Raw genomic sequence first — 19,525 nt, forward strand, 5'->3', positions numbered from 1 at the left:
GGAAAAGGAGAAGCAGAAGAAAATCTACTCTGGTAAAATCTACGAAGAAGGTCCGCACCTGCGTTCCAGGTGTTCCGTCGGTAAATCCACAGACTTTTTTACCTGAAAAAAGAAAACTCCTGGTCCCGTCTTGATTTTCCTTTCTGGAAAGTTTAGAAAGAGGTAAAATTGATTTAGAAAATTCTAAACTTCCCCATTCAAAATTTGTGAAGAAGGAGGAACATGTCCCTAAAGTTCTGGCACCTTCTTCCAATAAGGCGATAGGGGAGGCCTTTTTAGATCTTCCAAAGTTCTCAGGAAGGAGAACGATACCAAGTCCAGTATCCAGATCTACTTTTTGGAAATATGCTTTTCTTCCCGCGGATTCTTCAGGATGGATTTCCGCAAATAGAGGAACTTCTCCTGGTTTTAAAAGTGCGAGTGCAGTTCTTTCATCCAAACGGATTGCAGAGATCTTTTTCTGGTATGGAGTTCCTTTCTGGAAAGGATTATGATGAGAATACTTCCTAAAGTGGACCAGAAGTGAAAATTCTGAATCTGCTTTAGCTTCTAAATTTTCTAAAAATCCTAACAGTGAGAAGATTAGAAGGAATACTAATTTATGAGATCTCATTTTCCCTCCTTGGATTCGTCAGACTTGATATCGAATCTTTTTCTGACCCTTAAGTCTATTGTCCTAACAGTTTTGGCATCCAGAACCAAAGGAAGTCCAACACCTCTAAATTTTAAAACTAAGGTTCCATTGGAGAATTTTTTCCAATAGTCTTTAAATTCAGAAATATTAGCAGGGGTTTTTCCATTAATGGATTCTAATATTTTAAAACGATAATTTAAATATTTAGAGTTAAGAGGATCTGGGAATAAAGTGGTTAAGATCAAATCTCTTTCCGTAAATTTGAAAAGGTCATCCTGTATAAAATAACTGTAATGGTATCTGAGTGCAGTTTCTACTCTTTGGCTTTCTTTACCAAATAACGCACGGTTTACTGGTTGGAATAAAAGTCCTGCTCCTAAAAAACTTCTGATCTGACGATCTCTATACAATTCAAGAGAATCTGTTTTTTTTAGTTCTGCTTGGATCTTGAAGTTTTTTCCATTTCTATAAAAATACAGAGTCAGTTTTTGGCCTACAAAACCAGGCTCAATCAGATCTACGATTGTTCTCCCAGTAAATTCCAGAAGGCCACCTTCATTATTTAGATATGCCTCATCTACCTTATACAAAAAATCATCAGTTTGCAAAACATCCGAAAAAGAAGAATTCGGATATACCTTATTCACAAGTACACCTTGCAGATTCTGAGGAACTCCAAGGTATTTTTTTACGGACTCAGAATTCCCATTTTGGAAAGTAAAACCTACGAATGGAAACCCATCGTATTGCCCGTCTTGTATATCTTTTAAGAAATGTTGTACCACTTCTGGCGGAATAAGATATGCAGTATTTCCTTGGATTTGGCTTACCTCGAAAATGATCCCCGCCACTTTTCCATTTTGGATAGCTGGCCCACCTGAATATCCAGGAAGAATATTTGCACCTACACGGATTACTTTTCTGTAATCTAAGCCTGTAAAAGAATATCTGAGCCTTTCTACACGATTGACGAGTCCATTCTCCAAGGTGAGATTTTCTGCACCCTCCGGATACCCTAACATCAAAAGATTACTTCCGAGAGAAGGGGATTCATCTGCGATTTCCAGAGGTTCTACAGTGGAAAAAAATTCTTCGTCTTCGACTGAGATCAAGGCTAGATCACAGTCGAAACCGATAAATTCTACTTTTGCGTTATAATATTTGCTGCTATTAAAACGTTTTACCTTCAAATACTTGGATTCTGAGATCACATGAGCATTTGTTAATATTCTATTTCCTGCAATAATGAAACCTGAGCCCACATCTCTGGACAGATCCTGGTCCCCGAATTCCAAAGGATCAGTTGCATCCGGATAAATATCGCTTCTAACGATAACAACACCATTCAATAATGTTTTAAGATCGGAGTTTCCATTTGTTTGAGAAAATACAGGAAAACTAAAAATTATGACTATCCCTGCGCGAAGTATCCAAAACTTATTCATGAAACAACTCCGCGTCGGACCATACAATTTTATCCTTTTCTACTGATTCTAATTTCAATTTTGCCAGGTAACGTGCTCCTTCTTGGAGTTCTTCAGTTGGTTGGTTATCCACTAAAACATTTCCGCTCAGATCGGCTTTGATCCTGATCCAGGAATAAGGAGAATCTGGTAAACAACTTGCCTGGAAAGAATAATACAAAGATTTATCCCAATAAAAATCTGCATCCTTCCCCAAATAAAGAAGAGGGCAGGAAGAATCAAAAAAGATCTCTTTTCCTTTAGGGGTGGGGCGATCTATCGGGTGTTTGGCAATACTTAAAAAATATTGCAGACTAAAATTCACAGTGGAGGCTTTGTCTACTAGTTTAGTTTCTGGATTGGACTTATCACCAGGCATTGATTTGGAACTCGCTGCTTTTAAATTCTCCCCAGAAAATTCAAGCTCCCAATAAACAACTTTGCCTAACTTAACTGGGCCTTTCACTCTGAAGGAATCGATTTTTTCAGGAGAGCGTAATCTTTCTTCTCCCGAATAAAAGAAACCATTCAGTTTTTTTCCAGGACAATCCAAATAAAGAACCTGTAATTCTTCCATTTCAGGAAGAGATCTGAACTTACACTCGCCAATATGAACGGTTCCATGTTGTTTGAACCATTCTTTCAAAGGCCTCGCGTCTTTTTCTTTGGAGTATTTTCTCCAAGCTTCCTGAAATTCTTTCTCAGCAAAGTCTCCAATCCGGGAATTTGTCTTTTGGAGCTGAGCTTCTTCTGCGAAACTTCCAGAATCCGGAATAAAAACGGAAAAAAACAATAAAACTCCCAGGCTCACAAAAGAAAGAAGGAGTCTTTTCGTTCTTAAATGGAAAATATTCTGCATCGGGGAAAACATTCTTAATTATTATCGGTTCGGGAAAAAGCGGATTTGACAGATCTGAAAATAGAAGAGGAATTTCCGTAGAATTCTTATGATTATGTCTCGAAATTCCAAGAATACCAAAAAAAAGTTAAACTCTTAAACGGGACTCTGGAATATGGTTAAAACTAAGAGTAAAAAATATAACGGTATTCATCTTGTCTCACTGGAGTTTTCTTAAAACCGACCTGAACGAAAAGCAGGACTTATTCATCGATTGTCGCTCCCAAGCGCAATATCAGGAATCCACCTTAAAGGGTGCGTATTATTTTCCATTCGTCAAAAAGGCTTTTGCTTCTGATCCGGACTCTTCCAAAAAATTATTGGGCCCGATCGAAGAGATACTTGCTATCGCTAAAAAAGAAGAGAAGTCCAGAATTTTGGTTTTCGACGAAGGAATGGGGATGTTCGCATCCAGACTCGTTTTCCTATTGAGATGCGCAGGTTTTCAAAATGCGTTTTTGATAGGACAACGTTGGCCTGTGGATGGAGCAAAGGAAAAAGGTTCTAAAGAATTAGATATAGGTCCTTCTTCCAAAGTCCGTAAACTGGAAGGAGTGATAGATAAAGCTTTCTTAGAAAAGAACCTGACTAGACTCCAAATTTTCGATACTCGCACACCAGAAGAATACGATGGGAAACTTCCACGTTTGACTGCTCCTGAACCAGGAAGTCTTTGCGGAAGATTGCCAGGTGCTTTCCTTTGGGATTGGAGAATGTTGTATGACGCGAACGGTGAGCTCGTGGACAAAACCTTCTTCAATAAAAAGTTAAGAGGTTTCCCTTTCATGCCAGAAAGGACCACTGTTATCTATGATTATAACGGAGCAAGATCGTCCTTGCTCGCAATGATGCTCAAAGAAGTAGGATACAACGACGTGAACGTTTATGTTGGTTCTTGGTTTGAATGGAGAAAATCCAATCTACCTAAACAAGCAGCGAATATTTACGGACAGACTGGGGCAGGAGCTTCTGCACCAAGAGTCGGCGGTGTAGACAGAAAAAGTTAAAAAAAGAAAGACTTCTAAGGCTTATTAAAAGAATCTCTCGTTAGTTTCTAAGAGGAATAACGATGAGGTTCTTTTTTATTATCAGCATACTATTCGCATTTTTATTGGATTGTGGATCCAGATTTGAAAAAATCTCTCCATTTTCCATTCCTCCTCAAGAATTCGATCTTGGCAACGGGGTCAAAGCTGTATTTCTACCGACTGAACTATCGTTCATTACTTCCAAAGGTAGGATCCTAGAATTTTCCGTCCAAGATCCATTTCTTTCTTCTGCAAAAGGAGAACAGATCGTAAATTATAGAAAGGCAACATTCAAGATCAAAGATAAGATCTTATTAGAATGTGGATCTCAAACGATTGAAAGTCTTGGATTAGAATCTGGTGCATTAATACTAAAAGGAAAACTTACCGGAAAAAATTGTGAGACATCTTACTCAATTCGATTCGTATCTTCTTCCAATTCCGGATTAGATTGGAAGGTAGAAATTTCTAACCCAGAATTAAATCGTACATTTATAAAATTCAAATCGGACGAAAGAGAAAGTATCTATGGACTTGGTGAACAATTTTCTCATCTAAACCTAAAAGGAAAAAAACCTTTTTTATTCTCTGAAGAACAAGGAGTGGGAAGGGGAGACCAACCGATTACCTGGGGAGCAGAATTATTAGAAGGCGCTGGCGGAAATGAATACAGCACTTATACTCCCATTCCATTTTTCCTCACTTCTCGAAACAGAGCATTCTTCTTTGAAAATAGTTCTTATTCAGTTTTCGACTTTGAAGAAGATTCCGAAATTGCAATAGAATTCAGAGAAAGAGGACTGAATGTTAAGTCCTGGAAAGCTGCAAATCCTAAAGAAATTCTAAAACAATACACTTCTCATACCGGAAGATTTCCGAATTTACCTGATTGGGCTTATGGAACCTGGCTTGGGATCCAAGGCGGAAAATCAGTTGTATTAGAAAAGATAGAAGAAGCAAAACAAGCTGGAAATCCGATTAGCGCACTTTGGATCCAAGACTGGGTAGGACAAAGAAAGACAGTATTTGGCTCCCAACTTTGGTGGAAATGGTTTCCGGATGAGACCAGATATCCTGATTTCAAAAACTTCGTAAAAGAATTGAACCAAAAGAATATTCAGGTTTTAGGATATATCAATCCTATGCTTGCTACAGAAGGGCCTCTATTCGAAGACGCGGTCAAAAATAATTATTTAGTAAAAGATAAAGAAGGAAAAGATTATATAGTCCAAACTGCGGGATTTCCTGCAGGATTACTCGATCTTACAAATCCTAAAACTCGGACCTGGATCAAAAATATAATCAAACAAAATCTAATAGGTAACGGACTCTCAGGCTGGATGGCAGATTTTGGAGAATGGTTGCCTACGGATGCAGTATTATTCTCTAAAGAATCTGCAGAGATCTATCATAATCGATATCCAGTAGAATGGGCAAGGTTAAATAGAGAAGCCATCCAAGAAGCGGGAAAAGAAGGGCAGATCGTATTTTTCACTCGTGCAGGTTACAGTTATTCTAATAAATATTCCACTTCCTTTTGGGCAGGGGACCAGATGGTAAGTTGGGGAAGACATGATGGGATCGTATCATCTCTGATCGGAATATTGAGTGGGGGAATGTCTGGACTTAGTTTAAATCATAGCGATATAGGCGGATACACTACCATCCCGAGTCCTATTAAAGATTATTTCAGATCAAAAGAATTGTTTTTACGTTGGTCAGAATTGAATGTATTCACTCCAGTTTTTAGAACTCATGAAGGAAACAGGCCAGGGAAAAACCACCAACCATATTCCGATCCAGACACAATAAAAGAATTTGCAAGATACGGACAGATGCATCTCGCATTAAAAGAATATTTCAAATTTCTAAACAAAGAAGCAAGTGAATCGGGACTGCCGGTTTTACGACCCCTTTATCTTTCTTATCCTGAAGACAATAGTACCAGAGATTTACAAAACCAATTCTTACTCGGAGAGGATCTACTTGTAATCCCAGTTTTAGAAAAAGGAGAAGATACAGTGAAAGGGTATCTACCTAAGGGAGAATGGGAACATGTTTGGACAGGCAAAACATTCCAGGGAGGCGTTTGGATAGAAACATCTGCTCCAATAGGATCTCCTGCCATCTTCTTGAAAAAGAAAGGTATTTGGTATGAAAAACTAAAATCTGCACTTTCCACTTTCAAAAAGAACTGAGTATATGCGGTTTTATTTGAATAACAAAACTTCTAAACCGTCTAAATAAAAGAAGAAGGGCCTTTTGTCAGAATTTACAGATCCAATTGTACTATTTGATGGAGTTTGCAATTTATGCAACGGTGCAGTAAATGTACTTTTGGATTTGGACAAGCATAAACGATTAAAATTTGCGAGCCTTCAATCTGAATATGCAGAAAACCTAATTCAGGTCCAAACCTTGGAAGAAAAAATCCGAGGTATAGACAGTATTCTTTTCTGGGATGGGAAAGAAATTCATATCAAATCAAATGCAATCATCGAAATCTGCGGCAAACTGGGTGGCTTCTGGAAAATTTTAAAACTCAGTTATATGATCCCAAGACCGATCCGTGATCTTCTATATGATCTAATTGCAAAAAACAGATATAGACTCTTCGGAAAAAGAGAATCCTGCAGAATGCCAACCCCGGAACTAAAAGAAAGAATCTTAGGATAGGGTATTCGCACAGAGCTCACGGAGGACACAGAGGGCGTGGCGTGTAGAGTTTCCGATAGTATACTCTGTGTCCTCCGTGCGAACCCTTTCCTGTTCAACCTTAAAGGTTATTTTCTCCAAAAACTTAGAAAACCCGCACAAAATCTGGCCATTAAGTGCCTCACTTTATGTCTATTCCATCCATGTTTCCAGGTTCAGCCACGACGAAACTTTCCCTAAATTTCTGAAAACTTTTCAGTAAGTTTGCATTTTTTCGGGACTCTATATGTGGCACCTCGCAAAAACGCAGAAAATCTATTAAAATATGCTAAAAATTGATAGAATAGGGATTAAAATAATTAATTTCATTAGGATTCGGTCGAATTCGTTTGATATCGTTAAATCCCCTGGATTTGGGTGGAGAAAAATCCTTGTCCCAAGATTATGGACCAGGAGGATAGGTTGAACTTTCGGAAATTTACTGCCGATCTTAAAAGCAATACCCGTTTTTTAAGAGAATTTTTGGCGGCGCAAAAAGGAAAGAACCAAATGAAAAGAAAAACTATTCTTTCGCTAGTCGGCGCATCCGCCCTTATATTCCTTTCCTGGAAATCTTTCGCAAATACATATTTGGAAGAAGTAAAGGTAGATAACCAATTCATCCAAACCTATCAATCAAGAGAAGGGATCTGGATTGTTCCAGGAAAAGTAAAAGAATCCTTAGAAGATCTTTACCATAAATTCGGAACGTCAGAAAGAGAAGTTCGTCTTCTGAACGGCATCCATGATAGCGGAAAAATCCAAAATTCAGAGCCGGTATTCTTCCCTTATAACGCAAATTATACACGCAATTTACTATTAGAGGACAAAGGAAGAGAGATCTTCACCTCTGATGCCAGAGAGTTGATCTGGCCTTTAAGCTTCAAATATTCCAGAGTAACTTCCAGATTGGGAAGACGTTGGAACGCACTTCATGCTGGTGTGGACATTGCTTGTCCAAACGGCTCTGTAGTGATCGCAGCAGCTGACGGAGTGGTATCAGATTCTAAAAGAGATGGTGGATATGGACTGAGAGTAGTTCTTTCTCATCCTCAGATCAATGGGATCCAAACATTATACGCTCATAATTCTCTTCTTTTCGTAAAGCAAGGTGATAAAGTTAAAAAAGGGCAGGTGCTTGCACTTTCGGGTAACACAGGACACACGACTGGACCTCATGTTCACTTCGAAGTTCGTTATCAGAACGTGGTGCTAAACCCTGAACATTATCTTCCTCCTTTCTTAGCGGATAAAGAATCCCAAGTTGCGATTGCAAAAGAAACCATCCAACAATAATCACATTGTTCTCTAATTCCGACTGGTCTTCCGAAATCTTTTCCTATTTAGAAGAGAACCTGACCGGTCGGAAATTCAAAACAGCTCTATTCGATTTTGATAATACTCTTGTCCGAGGTGATTTCGGAGAAGAAGTTATGTGCGAACTTCTAAGAGCAGGAGTTCCTTGGATCCAGTCACTTTCCCCTTTTTTTCCTGAGCCCGAAATTTCTGAAAAATTGGAAACTTTGCGTAAGACTGATACTCAGGCCTTCATGGACGAGATCTGGAAATATTACGAATCCAAAATAGAGAAAGAAGGCTTAGGGATCGCCTATAGATGGTCCACCTGGATCTTTTCAGGAAGATCTGCTAAAGATTTACAAGATACTGCAAAACTTGTTTGGGAAAGGCATCAGTCGGATACGAGCTCCCATGCGGTCCAAGCATTTGCCCCTATGTCTGAACTTGTAAAAGAACTGGAGAAGATCGGGACTAAAATTTGGATCGTAACTGCTTCTCCTGAACCTGTGATACAAGTGGTCTCAGAAAAATGGGGAATTCCTAAAGAGAATGTGCTTGGTATGAGACTTGTCGAAAAGAATGGAATCTTAAGCCAGGATCTGATAGAACCTTTCACTTACGGGATCGGAAAAGTAGAATTAGTCAATCTTGCCAACGGAAACCAAGGATATGATATTGCATTCGGAGATTCAGAGAATGATTTCCCTATGCTATCTCATGGAAGATCCAATAGTATATTTTTAGATAGAGGCAAGAAGAAGGTCCCACCTACAGGGACTCTTATCCAATCCGTGAAGAACTGGAAAACGATCCCCCTATAAAAAACTCTGTGCTCTCCGTGAACTCTGTGTGAAATTATCTTTTTTTCAAATACTCAGGCATTTCTGGAAGTTTGTCTTCTGTCCAGATCCAATCTCCTACTAAGGAAACGATCGGTGCCTTCTCTCCTTCTAAAATTTTAAGCAATGCAATTTTCAGATCTTTCGGTTCGGTAATCCTATATGGAATCGATGGGAAGTTTTTTCCAAAACTTTGATTTTCCTTTTGCTGGATATAATCAATGAAGAAGTCTCCGAACTTTTTACCTGAGGTTTTTTGTTCTTCCATCAATTTTTGTAAATCAGGATGAGGAGAAGATTTTGCAAGTCTTTGCAGAATGATCGTGATCCCTCTTACACTTTGGCTGAAAAAAGTTCCTGCACGGATGATCTTTCTGGAATCAGGTTTTTGGACTGCCCATTCTTCCATTTTCTTTTTGATAAATGCTAAAGAACCGTAAAATGTAAGTAAGTGGGGAAGATAATAATATGCAGAATATCCAACTGTAATCCTTGGATTTAACTTTTTCTCCAAGTCCAACATTGGATCTAAACAGAATTTAGCAGTGGCTATAATATCTTCGTCAGGTGTTTCGGATACTGGATATCCTAAGTTTCCTCTGGCAGGTGTATAAATTAATAAATCCACTTTTGCATTTTCATTATTTAAGAATTTCTGAATATTCGAAACTGCTTGTTCAGGCTCTTCTAATTTGATGAGTGGAATAGTTTTGTCTGACCCTTGTACTTGAGATTCTCCCGAGGTAGTGGAGTAGACCTTCCAAGTTTGTCCTGTTTTGGAAGAATATTCTCTGATCGCTTCAATGGCGCTATGGCCTGCTGCTCCTGATCCACCTATGATCAATGCTATAGACTCACTCATTTTCGCCTCCCGGAAGTGAGGACCAGCTTACTTATTCTGGGAATCGTATGCCAGAAAAAAAGCGTATATAAGGTTGAAAATCCGCGGGAAGCTCTGAAACAATTTTAATATCTTCTTCGAATTCGTTTCTGAACTTTAGAAGATAGGAATGTAATAAAAAACGTTTTGGTTTAGAAACTAAACTTTTAATAGAAGTATCAGTATAAATTTCATCTCCTAAGATAGGAGTTCCGATAGAAGATAGATGAAATCGGATCTGGTGCCTTCTTCCTGTAACTAATTTTGCGGCAATCAAAGAGATGTTCTTCTCCTTTGAATAAGAAAGAACAGTAAAATCAGTGATCGCTTTTTTTCCACCTGAACGAACTGAACTTACTTTTCCTTTTCCATCTTTTAAAAAGCACTCAACTCTGAATTCTTTCTCTGTTGGAATTCCAACAGAAACGGCCAAATATGTTTTTTCCGAAACTGCTAAGATTGAATCCGCTTCTTTATTTTTGGATGGTTCTTTGCAGAATAATAGTATGCCACTTGTATCTCGATCAAGTCTGTGAAGTAATCTTAATTCAGGCTCCTTCTCCTGTTGCCTTACAAGATCTTCCAGGTTCGGACGGTTTGGATCGAATGTAGCATGGACAGGGATCCCAGCTGGTTTTTCTACAGCGAGTAGGAACCCCTTCTCGTACCATTTGTGGATAGGATACTCAGGAGCCTGGAATTTAGGCTTGGTTTCCCTCATTTGTTCTCCTGCCTGTTCTTCTCTAATTTGATCATCCTCTTTTGAAAGGAATGAAATTGGATTGACACATCTTCCGTTATATTGGACGAATTAGGTATGAAACAGGCCGACGCCGAAGAACTGGATGGGAAGGAACTCATCTCCAGCGAACATATAACAGAAGTCGTTAAAGAAAACCTAAAATTAATTCGCCATACTAAAGGACTCTCATTAGACAAATTGGCATCTCGTTGTGGTGTGAGCCGGGCCATGCTTTCTCAAATAGAGCAAGGTAAAAGTGTTCCTACAATTGCAGTATTATGGAAGATCGCAACCGGTCTTAACGTTCCTTTCAGTGAACTTCTAAAAGAGAAGGGAACAGAAGGTGTTTTTCTCTTAAAAGCAGAGAATACAAAAGTCTTATATTCCAGCTCAAAGGTATATTCTAGTCGTGCCTTGTTTCCGTTCATCGGAGGCAGACGGGTAGAATTTTACGAACTGATCCTAAAACCAGGTGGAATCGAAGTTGCAGAAGCTCATAAAGCTGGAACAACTGAGAACCTTGTAGTGGTCCAAGGAAAATTGCGCCTCCGTGTTGGGGACAAGGTGGTAGAACTGGATGCAAAGGATTCCGTATATTTTAGAGCGGACGTTCCCCACGAATATATCAATCCAACAGATACCGAAACTCTCATGTATCTGGTCATGGAATACACGGACGAAGCTAACTAAACTTTTAGTCCTAAGTTTATTTCTCACTCCGGGCCTTCTATTTTCAGAAGCGCCCGATCCTTCTACAGGTTATTTTGGTGCCGACAGGTACGAAGAGCAAATCTCTTGTCACGAACAAGATTGTATTCGTTATACTTTGGATGAATTAAATTCCAAAGGTGGAAAATCAGAAGTTCGAAAACTTTTAGAAGAGAATGCCGGAAAGGTTTTGGTAGATCTTTCCGGAAAAAATCTAAAACTTGCAGATGATGAACTGGATGATCTCAGGGATTTTCTATTAGAAATTTCTAAAAGAGATGGAAGAGTCGCCATCGAAAAATTACATATTGCCATCCGCGGATTAGAGATAGCTGATCCTCCAATTTTAAAGGACGTTGGCCTGATAGGCTGGGGCCTTATTCGAAGAATTTACAGAAGTGTATATTTCAAGAGGACAGGTGATTATAACGCAAAAGTACTATATCATCCAGGAAGTGGAAAGATCAATCTGATCTTCTTCGTTCATAAAAGATATGGTGATATCTGTGAGACTGTATTTTCTTCCTGTAATGAAATAGAATATTTGGATGAAGATACATTCGATCTTCAATTATCCACTGCACTCAGAGAATCCAAAGAAAAAAATCTTCCAGTCAGAGTAAATTTCAAACAGGTCCAAGCATCCTTTCCGGAAACAAAACTGGAATGGGAGAATGTAAAAAGTATAGGAAGATCTGCTAGAATGTATAAGTGGCTTGCACTTCCTCAGGAAACAGAAATGAAACCTTTGAGCAGGTCCAGATTTCTTCCCTTGCAAGCTGCTTTGACTGTGATCGATTATTCTGTTTCGGTATTTGATTATGTGAATCAAATTATAATGTACAAACCTGCAAGAAACACAAAAGCAGAAGTGATGTACACTCAAAGACTAACGGAAGATGGAACACCAGGGACCAAAACTATTCATTCGGTTGTGTTTGTTCCGGTTAAGGAAGAGTAAAACTTCTCCGCCTCTAGGAAGCGGAGAAGGAAAGGATCTTTTAGACGAAGAAGATCCAGGTTAAAAGTAAGAAGGTAGGAACCAAAAGTAGGAAGGAATACACCACATATCCTCCAAAACTTGGCATTTTGATCTTATTCTCTTCTGCTACTGATTTTACCATGAAGTTAGGAGCATTACCTATATAGGTCAATGCGCCCATAAATACTGCACCCACGGAAATCGCTTTTAGTAATTCTTCGCCTACAGGATCTGCCAGGATCTGAGTTACATTAGAGAATCCTAATAATCCTTTAGCCAAAGATAAGAATGTCAAATAAGTTGGAGCATTGTCCAGGACTCCTGAGAATCCACCTGTTACCCAGAAGAATTGCCATCTTTCTGTGATTCCTAATTCTTTTCCATGATGTTCCAGAAGCAAGAGCGCAGGGATCATAGTTAAGAAGATACCGATGAACAGATAAGCAACCTCTTGAATAGGACCTAAGGTGAACTTATTCTTTTCTCTCAGTTTAGGATCAGATGTTACTTTCGAAAGAACGATCAGACCAACTAATACTGCTTCTCTAATAAATGCGAGGAACGGGTATTTTTCGATCGCAGGAATATAGTTTTGGTTCAAGAAAGCTACTGAAAGGATCACTCCTAAAAGCCAGAGTAAGTTTACTTGGCCTTCTAACCCAAGAGGTTGTCTATGAGAATGATCGTAACGGATATCCTTTTTGGTTTCTTTTCCGTGCATGATCGTGTCCCAGATAAAATAGATCACGAGCAAAATCCCGGAAGCGATGATCATCTGAGGGAATAGTTTAAATGTCCAAACGAATGGGACACCTTGCAGATAACCTAAGAATAGAGGAGGATCTCCGAGAGGAGTTAAGGAACCGCCAATATTAGAAACCAAAAAAATAAAGAAGATCACTGTGTGGACCACATGTTTTCTTTCCGAGTTGGTCTTTAATAGAGGTCGGATCAGAAGCATAGAAGCTCCAGTGGTTCCGATAAAGGAAGCAAGGAAAGTTCCCACAACCAAGAAGATTGTGTTATTTACTGGAGTAGCTTCTATATCTCCTTTTAAAACGATCCCACCGGAAATATAAAATAATGCCGCGAGTAGAATGATAAACGGAATATAATCAAATACCATAGTGTGGAAAATTTTTCCACCCCAGCTATGTGCCATTAAGATCCCGAAAGAAACTCCTCCAAGAGCTAAGGAAAGAAGAAGTTTGTTATTATTGTTTTCCCACCAATGCTCAGTCGTATGAGAGATCAGAGGTAGAAGTGCAATACTGAGTAGGATTAAAACGAAAGGAATGACCGACCAAAGAGGAAGATCGTCTCCTGCCTCACCATGAGCCGCTGCAGTCTCTTGGTGGCTGTTTCCATTCCCATGTTCCCCATGACCAGCATCCGTTTCGGATTGAGCTAGTGTATTTGTTTGAGGGGATACCCCTGTTTCCGCCCATACGGAAACGTTTAGGACCAGGGAGAGAAAGAGTAGGGTAGTAAAAAATTTGTTTCTCATCATTCTCTGCTTTTCAAAGATTTTTCGTCAGGTTATAGAGATTCCGATAAGTTTCAAAGGAAAATCCATGATTTCTCTGGTTTTTTGGACTCCTTTTTTTGGATTGCATAAATCCTTCCTTTTTTGCAAGATCCTAATAGGAATTCATATCTTCTAGACTTTTTGCTTTATATTCGGCCCTTTCGGACCGTCAGATATATAGGCCCATAGAGAGAACCGACGACCATGACTGTTTTAGGTAAACACAAACAATACTGCCTGACTCCGGACGAAATAGAGAGTAGATTAAAATCGGTTTCAATACAACCGACCATGCAAAGGATTTCCATTTGCCAATACGTACTTTGTGAAGCGGATCATCCAACCGCAGAAGAAGTAAAAGAATGGGTAGATAAACGTTCTTTGAAGATGAGTTTAGCAACCGTTTATAATACTTTAAATGTTTTAGTATCTGCAGGTCTATTAAGAGAATTTAAATTTTCCTGTTTAGGTAAATCAGTATTCGATAGCAATATCGATGACCATTTTCACTTCTTCGATGAGAAGTCAGGTAAATTTCATGATCTGGACTCGGAACTTCTAACAATTGATTCTAAACTACCTAAAGAGTTTAAAGTGAATAAGATGGATATCCTATTCACCGGATCTTTGGAAGAATCGAACGTTTCTGTTTAATCTTAGTTAGATATTAATCGCTTCGCCTAAAGCCTGTCCTGCTGCTTCCATTACGGATTCTGAAAGTGTAGGATGGGCATGTATCCTTCCTGCAATTTCTTTTAGAGTCAGTTCAGATCCCATTCCCAAATTGATCTCTCCTAAAATTTCGGTTACGTTTGGTCCGATTAAATGGGCTCCTAGTACTTCTCCGGTTTTGCGGTCAGCTACTAGTTTTACCATCCCTTCTACTTCGCCAAGAGCCTGTGCTCTACCGTTTGCTCTAAATGGGAATTTTCCTACTACAACATCTACGCCTGATTTTTTAGCTTCTTCTTCTTTTAGGCCGACTGAAGCAACTTCAGGATGGCAGTATGTGCATGCTGGAATTTTAAGATAATCTAATGGTTCGTAAACTAATCCATGAGGATTTTTGTTTTGGATGGAGATTGCTTCTGCGGCTTTCAATCCTTCTGTAGATGCCACATGAGCGAGTAGAGGAGCTCCGATACAATCTCCGATTGCGTAGATATTCGGGACCTTGGTTTTAAATTTAGTATCTACCTTGATAAATCCTTTTTGAAGAAATACTCCAATCTCTTCCAGATGAATACCTTCTGTATTTGGAGTAACCCCAATGGCGACTAATACCTTATCGAATTTTTTTCTTTCTCCTTCTTGCGCTATCCCTTCTCCTTTTAGAAGAATAGAAACTCCATCTGATTCCAGTTTTGGCTCTGAAACTCCTACACTTGTAAGGATTTGAATGCCTCTTTTTGTGAAAGAGCGGTTAAGTAGATTGGATATTTCAGGATCTTCTAATGGAAGGATTTTGTCCTGCATCTCTACGATTGTGACTTGGGTTCCCATGCTAGAGTAGAAGTCTGCAAATTCAATTCCTATTGCTCCTGCACCAATGACTGCCAGAGTTTTAGGAGGAGATTCCTGTATCATTGCATGTTTGCTGGATAAAACCTTTTCCCCATCGAATGGAAGTCCTGGAAATTCTTTTGGTCTAGCACCAGTTGCTATGATAAAATATTCTGATTGTATCTCTTCCTTAGAAGTATCCGGAAGCCAGATCGTATTTTTATCTTTGAATACTGCGCTTCCTTTCTTTACGGAAATCTTATTCTTCTTCATCAAGAACTCGACTCCGTTAGACATTGTGTCTGCAACACCTCTGGAACGTTTGATTATATTAGGAAAATCTGGGGAGGCTTTTTCTACCTTCAGGCCGAAGGATTCTGATTTGCGAATGGACTCTAATAAATGTGCGGATTCTAAAAGTGCTTTAGTAGGAATACAACCCCAGTTCAAACATACCCCGCCTAGTTTTTCTTTTTCCACTAGACATACGTTCAATCCGAGTTGTGCTGCTCGAATGGCAGCCACATATCCTCCAGGGCCTCCGCCGATCACAGTTAGGTCGTAGTTTTCCGCCATCTCATTCCTCCGGATGGCAATTTTGGATTTTTATTCCGACTCTGGGAAGAAGATTTTCTAATTACTTTTTTTCTTTAATACAAGAATCATTCTACTCGCGTTACTTTTGAATTTTACTTCGTTGTAGTTAGAGTAGACCTGCAGGATTTCCATCCTGTGTTTTGCGAGCATTCTTTGGAATTCCACTAGAAAGTAGGCTCTCATCAAATGTTTGTCTTTGATCTCTTTTGCATTTAGATTATAGATATAATTTACTTCAACTACTGTGGATTGGTCCGCCCTGACTAGACGAAATCCTCTGTTTCTCTGGATGGTAGTATTTTTGGCTTTGATCTGAGCAACCGGGCCGATTGCTTTTCTTTTGATCTTGCGAAGAGGTTCCGCATTCCAAACTTCTAAAACTGCGATACCTGCTGGTTTCAGATTCAGCTCCAGATTTTTGAGAGCCGCTTCTACTTCTTCATTAGATAATAAATAATTAAAGGAACCGAATAAACTGATGATCGCGTCCCATTTTTCCTGGGACTTATAGGATTGCATTGCTCCCACTTCGAATTTGCAATGGGAGTATCTTTTTTTAGCGACCTCTATCATTTTGATGGAGGAATCTATGCCTCTGGATTTATATCCAAGACTTTGGAAATGGGTAACATGCTCCCCAGTTCCACAACCCAGATCCAAAATATTTCGGACCCTGTGTTTTCGGAAAAGCCTGTCTATAAACTGGGTTTCCATCTCGAATTTTCGAGCGTTCTTTTCAATATCGAAGTAATATTCTGCCAGTTCCGAGTAGAGTTTCATAGAAAAATCGTTTGAGCCGGACCGGGGAAAACCCGTTACATATAGTAACGGAACTGAAGTTTACAAAATGCAATTTTTCCCCGAATTTTTTCCCATTTCAGAAGTTTTTCCAATCGCTTCCACTTCTCTTTCCACCTGGATAGACGGGGAAGTTTTGGCCTTGGGTGGGATCTCATTCTGCCTTCTTTCCCTTTTCGGTTACGTAGTTCATACTACAATGGATAGAAAAGAGGATAAGGATCATGCGTCCGAGGTTCCATTCTTCCAAGCAGTTTCAAAAGAAGACGTTTCTGAGGTCCGAAAGGAAGAAGCTTCTGAAAAGAGTCTTTTAGAAGAAGGTGTTCCTACCATCTTAGAAGAACAGTTCTCATACATCTACAAAGAAGATATTCCCAAGGCGAGCATTCCATTCCAGTCCTTCTATTTTCCTGTCCGAGGGAAAACTTACGAAGCAGTGAAATCATTCTTAGATTCTGTCCGAGCTGGAGAAGAATATTGGGAAGTTTTACTCCATGATTCTAAGGGAGATCTACAAACTGTAGCAAGTAAGACTGGAAGTATTTCAGTATTTCCATCCGAAAGAAAGAGGGCACGAGAACCAAAAGAGGGAGCAATCATTTGGAAATTGGAATGGGATTCCTTTTCCTTAGGAGAAGTCAGACAAACTTCTTCTGCGACTACTGAATTTTCCCTTGATGAAATTTCTTTTAGATTAGATAAACTTGTAGAAGGATTGGTTCTTGCCGGAGAATCCCAGGACGGAGAGACAGGCTGGAATTCCTACCCAGTATTTTCCCAACATCTAGAAAGGGAGAAATACGAGGGAGCTGATACCAAAATTTTGGTCTTTATGGAATTCGAGTCAGACGGTGATTTAGTTTCTGATTTCAGAAGTTTAGGTAATTGGTGGAAATCTAGATTTGGGGAAAGTTCTACTATCTATCGTATCCGAAAAAACCGATTAGCAACTTTCTTTAATGCAGAAGATTGGATGAAATTCCAAAATTCACTTTCTGGGCTTATGGAATTTTTAGGTCCAGATAAGACCAGATTGAATATTGGTGCATCTGTTCGGGTCAGAAAAGAAGATTCTGAATGGGAACCAAGAGCGAAAAAAGCATTACATTCTTCTAAAGAAGAGGGACCGAACCGATTAGTATGTCTTTGAACATAGATCCTTTATTGGATGAAAAATTCATACTTACAATTTCCCAGATTTTCCCTGAGTTTTTGGAAAAAAACCTGGGAGTCCATGCTGTGCGTGAAGCATTCGGTCCTTCTAAAAATGAAGGTCTATGTTACGAAAATTGTACAGCAGTGGAGTTCCAAGGAGAAGCGAAGGGAAGGCTTTTTCTTGCAATGGACGGTTATACTAAACTTAAACTTTTACCAAAGATCGCTAGATCCTTTCATATAGATCCAACAATCCGAAGCCATGCAGCTTCTATTATGCTGGAATTTGCAAACCAGATCTGTGCTGAACTTATCTCCGAAATGAAATTGGGAAGATTCCAGATAGATATTCTTCCTCCTGAAAATCTGAATAATAAACTGGTACCTATCGATCTAGAAAATTTAAGACAGTACATTCTGATCTATTTTTTGAAAGATGAGGATGCCAAAGAATATCTGGGCAGGATCTATCTCATTCTTCTGATGCAAAAATATTAATATATAAAAAGGCTCCGGACATGATTCGATACTCTTTCCAGGGACTCCCATTCTTACTCAAATACGCAGACATGATAGATTCTCCCGATTCTGAAATCAGGGAGGAAAATTTAAAAGTTTCTAAGAAGTCTTCCTTCAGGACCAAAATATTTCCAGGTCCAAAACATTCTCCAGTGATCTATCTACAACATGGAATGAGCAATCGTGGGATTGATGATCCGCGAATTCTAACACTTGCGAAACATCTAAAGAATACCGGAGCCACTGTATATCTTCCTGAACTTACAGAAGTTAAGGGGCTCGAGATCTCGGATGATACCGTTCCAAACATCAGGTCCTTATTCCAGGAGATTGTAAAAAGAGAAGGTCAGGCGATCTCATTCTTATCCGCAAGCTTCTCCGCTGGGATGGGAATGGTGGCATTGTCTGGAAAGGAAGAACAGAAAAATCTAAAATCTGCTCTACTTGTTGGGACATATTCTGACTTCGCAGATACTCTTCCTTTCATTCTATCCAATTACGAAGTGGATCCTTATGCGGTTCATGTTTTACTTTATAATTATATTTCTAAGCTTAGGCCCAAACTTTCCAAATTAGAAGAGTTCTATTTTGAAGCCGCCTTGGATAATGGATTAAAAAGAACGGGAGAAGCGGAGAAGTCTTCTAAACTTCTGAAAAAACTAAACGAGAAAGAAAGGGATTTCGTATACTCAGTCCAATCGGATCCAGTATTTAGAATGAGTTTGGTGGAGCCTATTCTATCTGTACTGCCGCATAACTTCATTTTGCGGAATTCTCCTAAAAACTTCCTCTCTGATTGGAAGGCACCTATCGCCTTATTGCATGGATCAGACGATCCAGTGATCTCTCCTGACGAATCAGAGCAATTATTCGATTCTTTGGGGAATGGTAAGGGAGAATGGAAGGTGATCTTAAGGTCCAAATTGATCACTCATGGGGACCATCTTCCTTTTTACACGCAACTAGGTGAGATCCCGAAGCTTGCTGGACTATGGGGATTTTTTCTAAAAAATTCTGGTCTCTAATATTCTTTACGTTATATTTTCTGAAAATATTCCGTCCTTAGAGGTAGGCCCCTTGTGTCTTTTTTTGGACTCCGGACTCTTGTATATTCGGAGCAAAAGGTTATAGTGGTCTGTCGTTAAAAACGCGAAAAGGAATAACCTCGCAGGTTCAAATACGATCTTTTTCGGATCCTTTAGAAGGTTTCGAAAAGGGATTTCTTCCGTGATAAAAAAAGGCGGAGGAAACTTCTTAT

General features: G+C 39.3%; 17 protein-coding genes and 2 pseudogenes. 11 read left to right on the forward strand and 8 right to left on the reverse strand.

All coding sequences use genetic code 11. From position 1 onward, the window contains the following. The 3 genes and pseudogenes from CH362_RS16955 to CH362_RS16965 all read right to left on the reverse strand — a co-directional run. Nucleotides 1-613, reverse strand: a pseudogene (locus CH362_RS16955) (PDZ domain-containing protein); the annotation flags it as partial. Then, nucleotides 610-2,079: a S1C family serine protease gene (locus tag CH362_RS16960; RefSeq protein ID WP_100711512.1), complete on the reverse strand. Its 1,470-nt coding sequence runs from the start codon at nucleotides 2,077-2,079 to the stop codon at nucleotides 610-612. The gene CH362_RS16960 and the pseudogene CH362_RS16955, both read right to left, overlap by 4 nt. After that, complete coding sequence (locus CH362_RS16965; RefSeq protein WP_100711590.1) at nucleotides 2,072-2,956, reverse strand: LIC11113 family protein; 885 nt, start codon at nucleotides 2,954-2,956, stop codon at nucleotides 2,072-2,074. Before CH362_RS16965 ends, CH362_RS16960 begins: the two co-directional genes overlap by 8 nt. 194 nt (nucleotides 2,957-3,150) lie before the next feature. Between CH362_RS16965 and CH362_RS16970 the strand changes: the two genes are divergently transcribed. The 5 genes from CH362_RS16970 to CH362_RS16990 all read left to right on the forward strand — a co-directional run bounded on the left by CH362_RS16970 (nucleotide 3,151) and on the right by CH362_RS16990 (nucleotide 8,837). Then, on the forward strand, nucleotides 3,151-4,002 hold the full coding sequence (locus CH362_RS16970; protein ID WP_100711513.1) for a sulfurtransferase: 852 nt from the start codon (nucleotides 3,151-3,153) through the stop codon (nucleotides 4,000-4,002). A gap of 62 nt (nucleotides 4,003-4,064) precedes the next feature. Next, the gene (locus CH362_RS16975; protein WP_100711514.1) at nucleotides 4,065-6,221 is read left to right on the forward strand and encodes an alpha-glucosidase; all 2,157 of its coding nucleotides are present in this window, start codon (nucleotides 4,065-4,067) and stop codon (nucleotides 6,219-6,221) included. A gap of 64 nt (nucleotides 6,222-6,285) precedes the next feature. Continuing rightward, nucleotides 6,286-6,699, forward strand: a complete 414-nt coding sequence (locus CH362_RS16980; protein WP_100711515.1) for a thiol-disulfide oxidoreductase DCC family protein — start codon at nucleotides 6,286-6,288, stop codon at nucleotides 6,697-6,699. Between the two features lie 528 nt (nucleotides 6,700-7,227). Then, nucleotides 7,228-8,013, forward strand: a complete 786-nt coding sequence (locus CH362_RS16985) for a M23 family metallopeptidase (RefSeq protein WP_425269078.1) — start codon at nucleotides 7,228-7,230, stop codon at nucleotides 8,011-8,013. A 5-nt stretch (nucleotides 8,014-8,018) separates the two neighbouring features. Further along, nucleotides 8,019-8,837 carry an HAD family hydrolase gene (locus CH362_RS16990; protein ID WP_100711516.1) on the forward strand — a complete coding sequence of 273 codons (819 nt, stop codon included), beginning with the start codon at nucleotides 8,019-8,021 and terminating at the stop codon, nucleotides 8,835-8,837. Nucleotides 8,838-8,871: 34 nt separating this feature from the next. On the opposite strand, the gene CH362_RS16995 is transcribed toward CH362_RS16990, so the two are convergent. Beyond that, nucleotides 8,872-9,717, reverse strand: a complete 846-nt coding sequence (locus CH362_RS16995; RefSeq protein WP_100711517.1) for a hypothetical protein — start codon at nucleotides 9,715-9,717, stop codon at nucleotides 8,872-8,874. A 31-nt stretch (nucleotides 9,718-9,748) separates the two neighbouring features. Continuing rightward, nucleotides 9,749-10,456, reverse strand: a complete 708-nt coding sequence (locus CH362_RS17000) for an RluA family pseudouridine synthase (RefSeq protein WP_100711518.1) — start codon at nucleotides 10,454-10,456, stop codon at nucleotides 9,749-9,751. Between the two features lie 96 nt (nucleotides 10,457-10,552). Here CH362_RS17000 and CH362_RS17005 point away from each other — a divergent pair, with 96 nt between their 5' ends. Then, entirely contained in the window at nucleotides 10,553-11,167 is a 615-nt protein-coding gene (locus CH362_RS17005) for a helix-turn-helix domain-containing protein (RefSeq protein WP_100707703.1), read from the forward strand. Then, on the forward strand, nucleotides 11,133-12,146 hold the full coding sequence (locus tag CH362_RS17010) for a hypothetical protein (protein WP_425269079.1): 1,014 nt from the start codon (nucleotides 11,133-11,135) through the stop codon (nucleotides 12,144-12,146). Before CH362_RS17005 ends, CH362_RS17010 begins: the two co-directional genes overlap by 35 nt. Before the next feature lie 40 nt (nucleotides 12,147-12,186). Here CH362_RS17010 and CH362_RS17015 read toward each other — a convergent pair. Beyond that, nucleotides 12,187-13,491: pseudogene (locus tag CH362_RS17015) on the reverse strand (sodium:proton antiporter); the annotation flags it as partial. A 408-nt stretch (nucleotides 13,492-13,899) separates the two neighbouring features. On the opposite strand from CH362_RS17015, the gene perRB reads away from it, so the two are divergent. After that, nucleotides 13,900-14,349, forward strand: coding sequence for a peroxide-responsive transcriptional repressor PerRB (gene perRB / locus CH362_RS17020; protein WP_086449223.1), 450 nt, complete (start codon nucleotides 13,900-13,902; stop codon nucleotides 14,347-14,349). Between the two features lie 6 nt (nucleotides 14,350-14,355). Here perRB and lpdA read toward each other — a convergent pair whose 3' ends face one another. After that, the gene (gene lpdA / locus CH362_RS17025; protein WP_100711521.1) at nucleotides 14,356-15,774 is read right to left on the reverse strand and encodes a dihydrolipoyl dehydrogenase; all 1,419 of its coding nucleotides are present in this window, start codon (nucleotides 15,772-15,774) and stop codon (nucleotides 14,356-14,358) included. A 57-nt stretch (nucleotides 15,775-15,831) separates the two neighbouring features. Continuing rightward, entirely contained in the window at nucleotides 15,832-16,575 is a 744-nt protein-coding gene (locus tag CH362_RS17030; RefSeq protein ID WP_100711522.1) for a class I SAM-dependent DNA methyltransferase, read from the reverse strand. Between the two features lie 67 nt (nucleotides 16,576-16,642). Here CH362_RS17030 and CH362_RS17035 point away from each other — a divergent pair, with 67 nt between their 5' ends. From CH362_RS17035 to CH362_RS17045, 3 genes are read left to right on the forward strand one after another with little or no spacing between them, the layout of a single operon-like run. Beyond that, entirely contained in the window at nucleotides 16,643-17,743 is a 1,101-nt protein-coding gene (locus CH362_RS17035) for a hypothetical protein (protein ID WP_100711523.1), read from the forward strand. Further along, on the forward strand, nucleotides 17,734-18,246 hold the full coding sequence (locus CH362_RS17040) for a chemotaxis protein CheX (RefSeq protein ID WP_008591954.1): 513 nt from the start codon (nucleotides 17,734-17,736) through the stop codon (nucleotides 18,244-18,246). Before CH362_RS17035 ends, CH362_RS17040 begins: the two co-directional genes overlap by 10 nt. A 20-nt stretch (nucleotides 18,247-18,266) precedes the next feature. Beyond that, nucleotides 18,267-19,292 (forward strand): alpha/beta hydrolase family protein, encoded by a 1,026-nt coding sequence (locus tag CH362_RS17045; protein WP_100711524.1) that lies wholly within the window; start codon nucleotides 18,267-18,269, stop codon nucleotides 19,290-19,292. Nucleotides 19,293-19,525: the final 233 nt, after the last annotated feature.

The organism is Leptospira saintgironsiae (assembly GCF_002811765.1).
Classification (GTDB): domain Bacteria; phylum Spirochaetota; class Leptospiria; order Leptospirales; family Leptospiraceae; genus Leptospira_B; species Leptospira_B saintgironsiae.

What these genes read in the sequence shown, in the direction of transcription:
- CH362_RS16995 (WP_100711517.1), bottom strand. Translation starts at nt 9,717, where the DNA reads ATGAGTGAGTCTATAGCATTGATCATAGGTGGATCAGGAGCAGCAGGC.
- CH362_RS16965 (WP_100711590.1), bottom strand. Translation starts at nt 2,956, where the DNA reads ATGCAGAATATTTTCCATTTAAGAACGAAAAGACTCCTTCTTTCTTTT.
- perRB (WP_086449223.1), top strand. Translation starts at nt 13,900, where the DNA reads ATGACTGTTTTAGGTAAACACAAACAATACTGCCTGACTCCGGACGAA.
- CH362_RS17035 (WP_100711523.1), top strand. Translation starts at nt 16,643, where the DNA reads ATGCAATTTTTCCCCGAATTTTTTCCCATTTCAGAAGTTTTTCCAATC.
- CH362_RS17045 (WP_100711524.1), top strand. Translation starts at nt 18,267, where the DNA reads ATGATTCGATACTCTTTCCAGGGACTCCCATTCTTACTCAAATACGCA.
- CH362_RS17000 (WP_100711518.1), bottom strand. Translation starts at nt 10,456, where the DNA reads ATGAGGGAAACCAAGCCTAAATTCCAGGCTCCTGAGTATCCTATCCAC.
- lpdA (WP_100711521.1), bottom strand. Translation starts at nt 15,774, where the DNA reads ATGGCGGAAAACTACGACCTAACTGTGATCGGCGGAGGCCCTGGAGGA.
- CH362_RS17005 (WP_100707703.1), top strand. Translation starts at nt 10,553, where the DNA reads ATGAAACAGGCCGACGCCGAAGAACTGGATGGGAAGGAACTCATCTCC.
- CH362_RS16975 (WP_100711514.1), top strand. Translation starts at nt 4,065, where the DNA reads ATGAGGTTCTTTTTTATTATCAGCATACTATTCGCATTTTTATTGGAT.
- CH362_RS16960 (WP_100711512.1), bottom strand. Translation starts at nt 2,079, where the DNA reads ATGAATAAGTTTTGGATACTTCGCGCAGGGATAGTCATAATTTTTAGT.
- CH362_RS16985 (WP_425269078.1), top strand. Translation starts at nt 7,228, where the DNA reads ATGAAAAGAAAAACTATTCTTTCGCTAGTCGGCGCATCCGCCCTTATA.
- CH362_RS17040 (WP_008591954.1), top strand. Translation starts at nt 17,734, where the DNA reads ATGTCTTTGAACATAGATCCTTTATTGGATGAAAAATTCATACTTACA.
- CH362_RS17030 (WP_100711522.1), bottom strand. Translation starts at nt 16,575, where the DNA reads ATGAAACTCTACTCGGAACTGGCAGAATATTACTTCGATATTGAAAAG.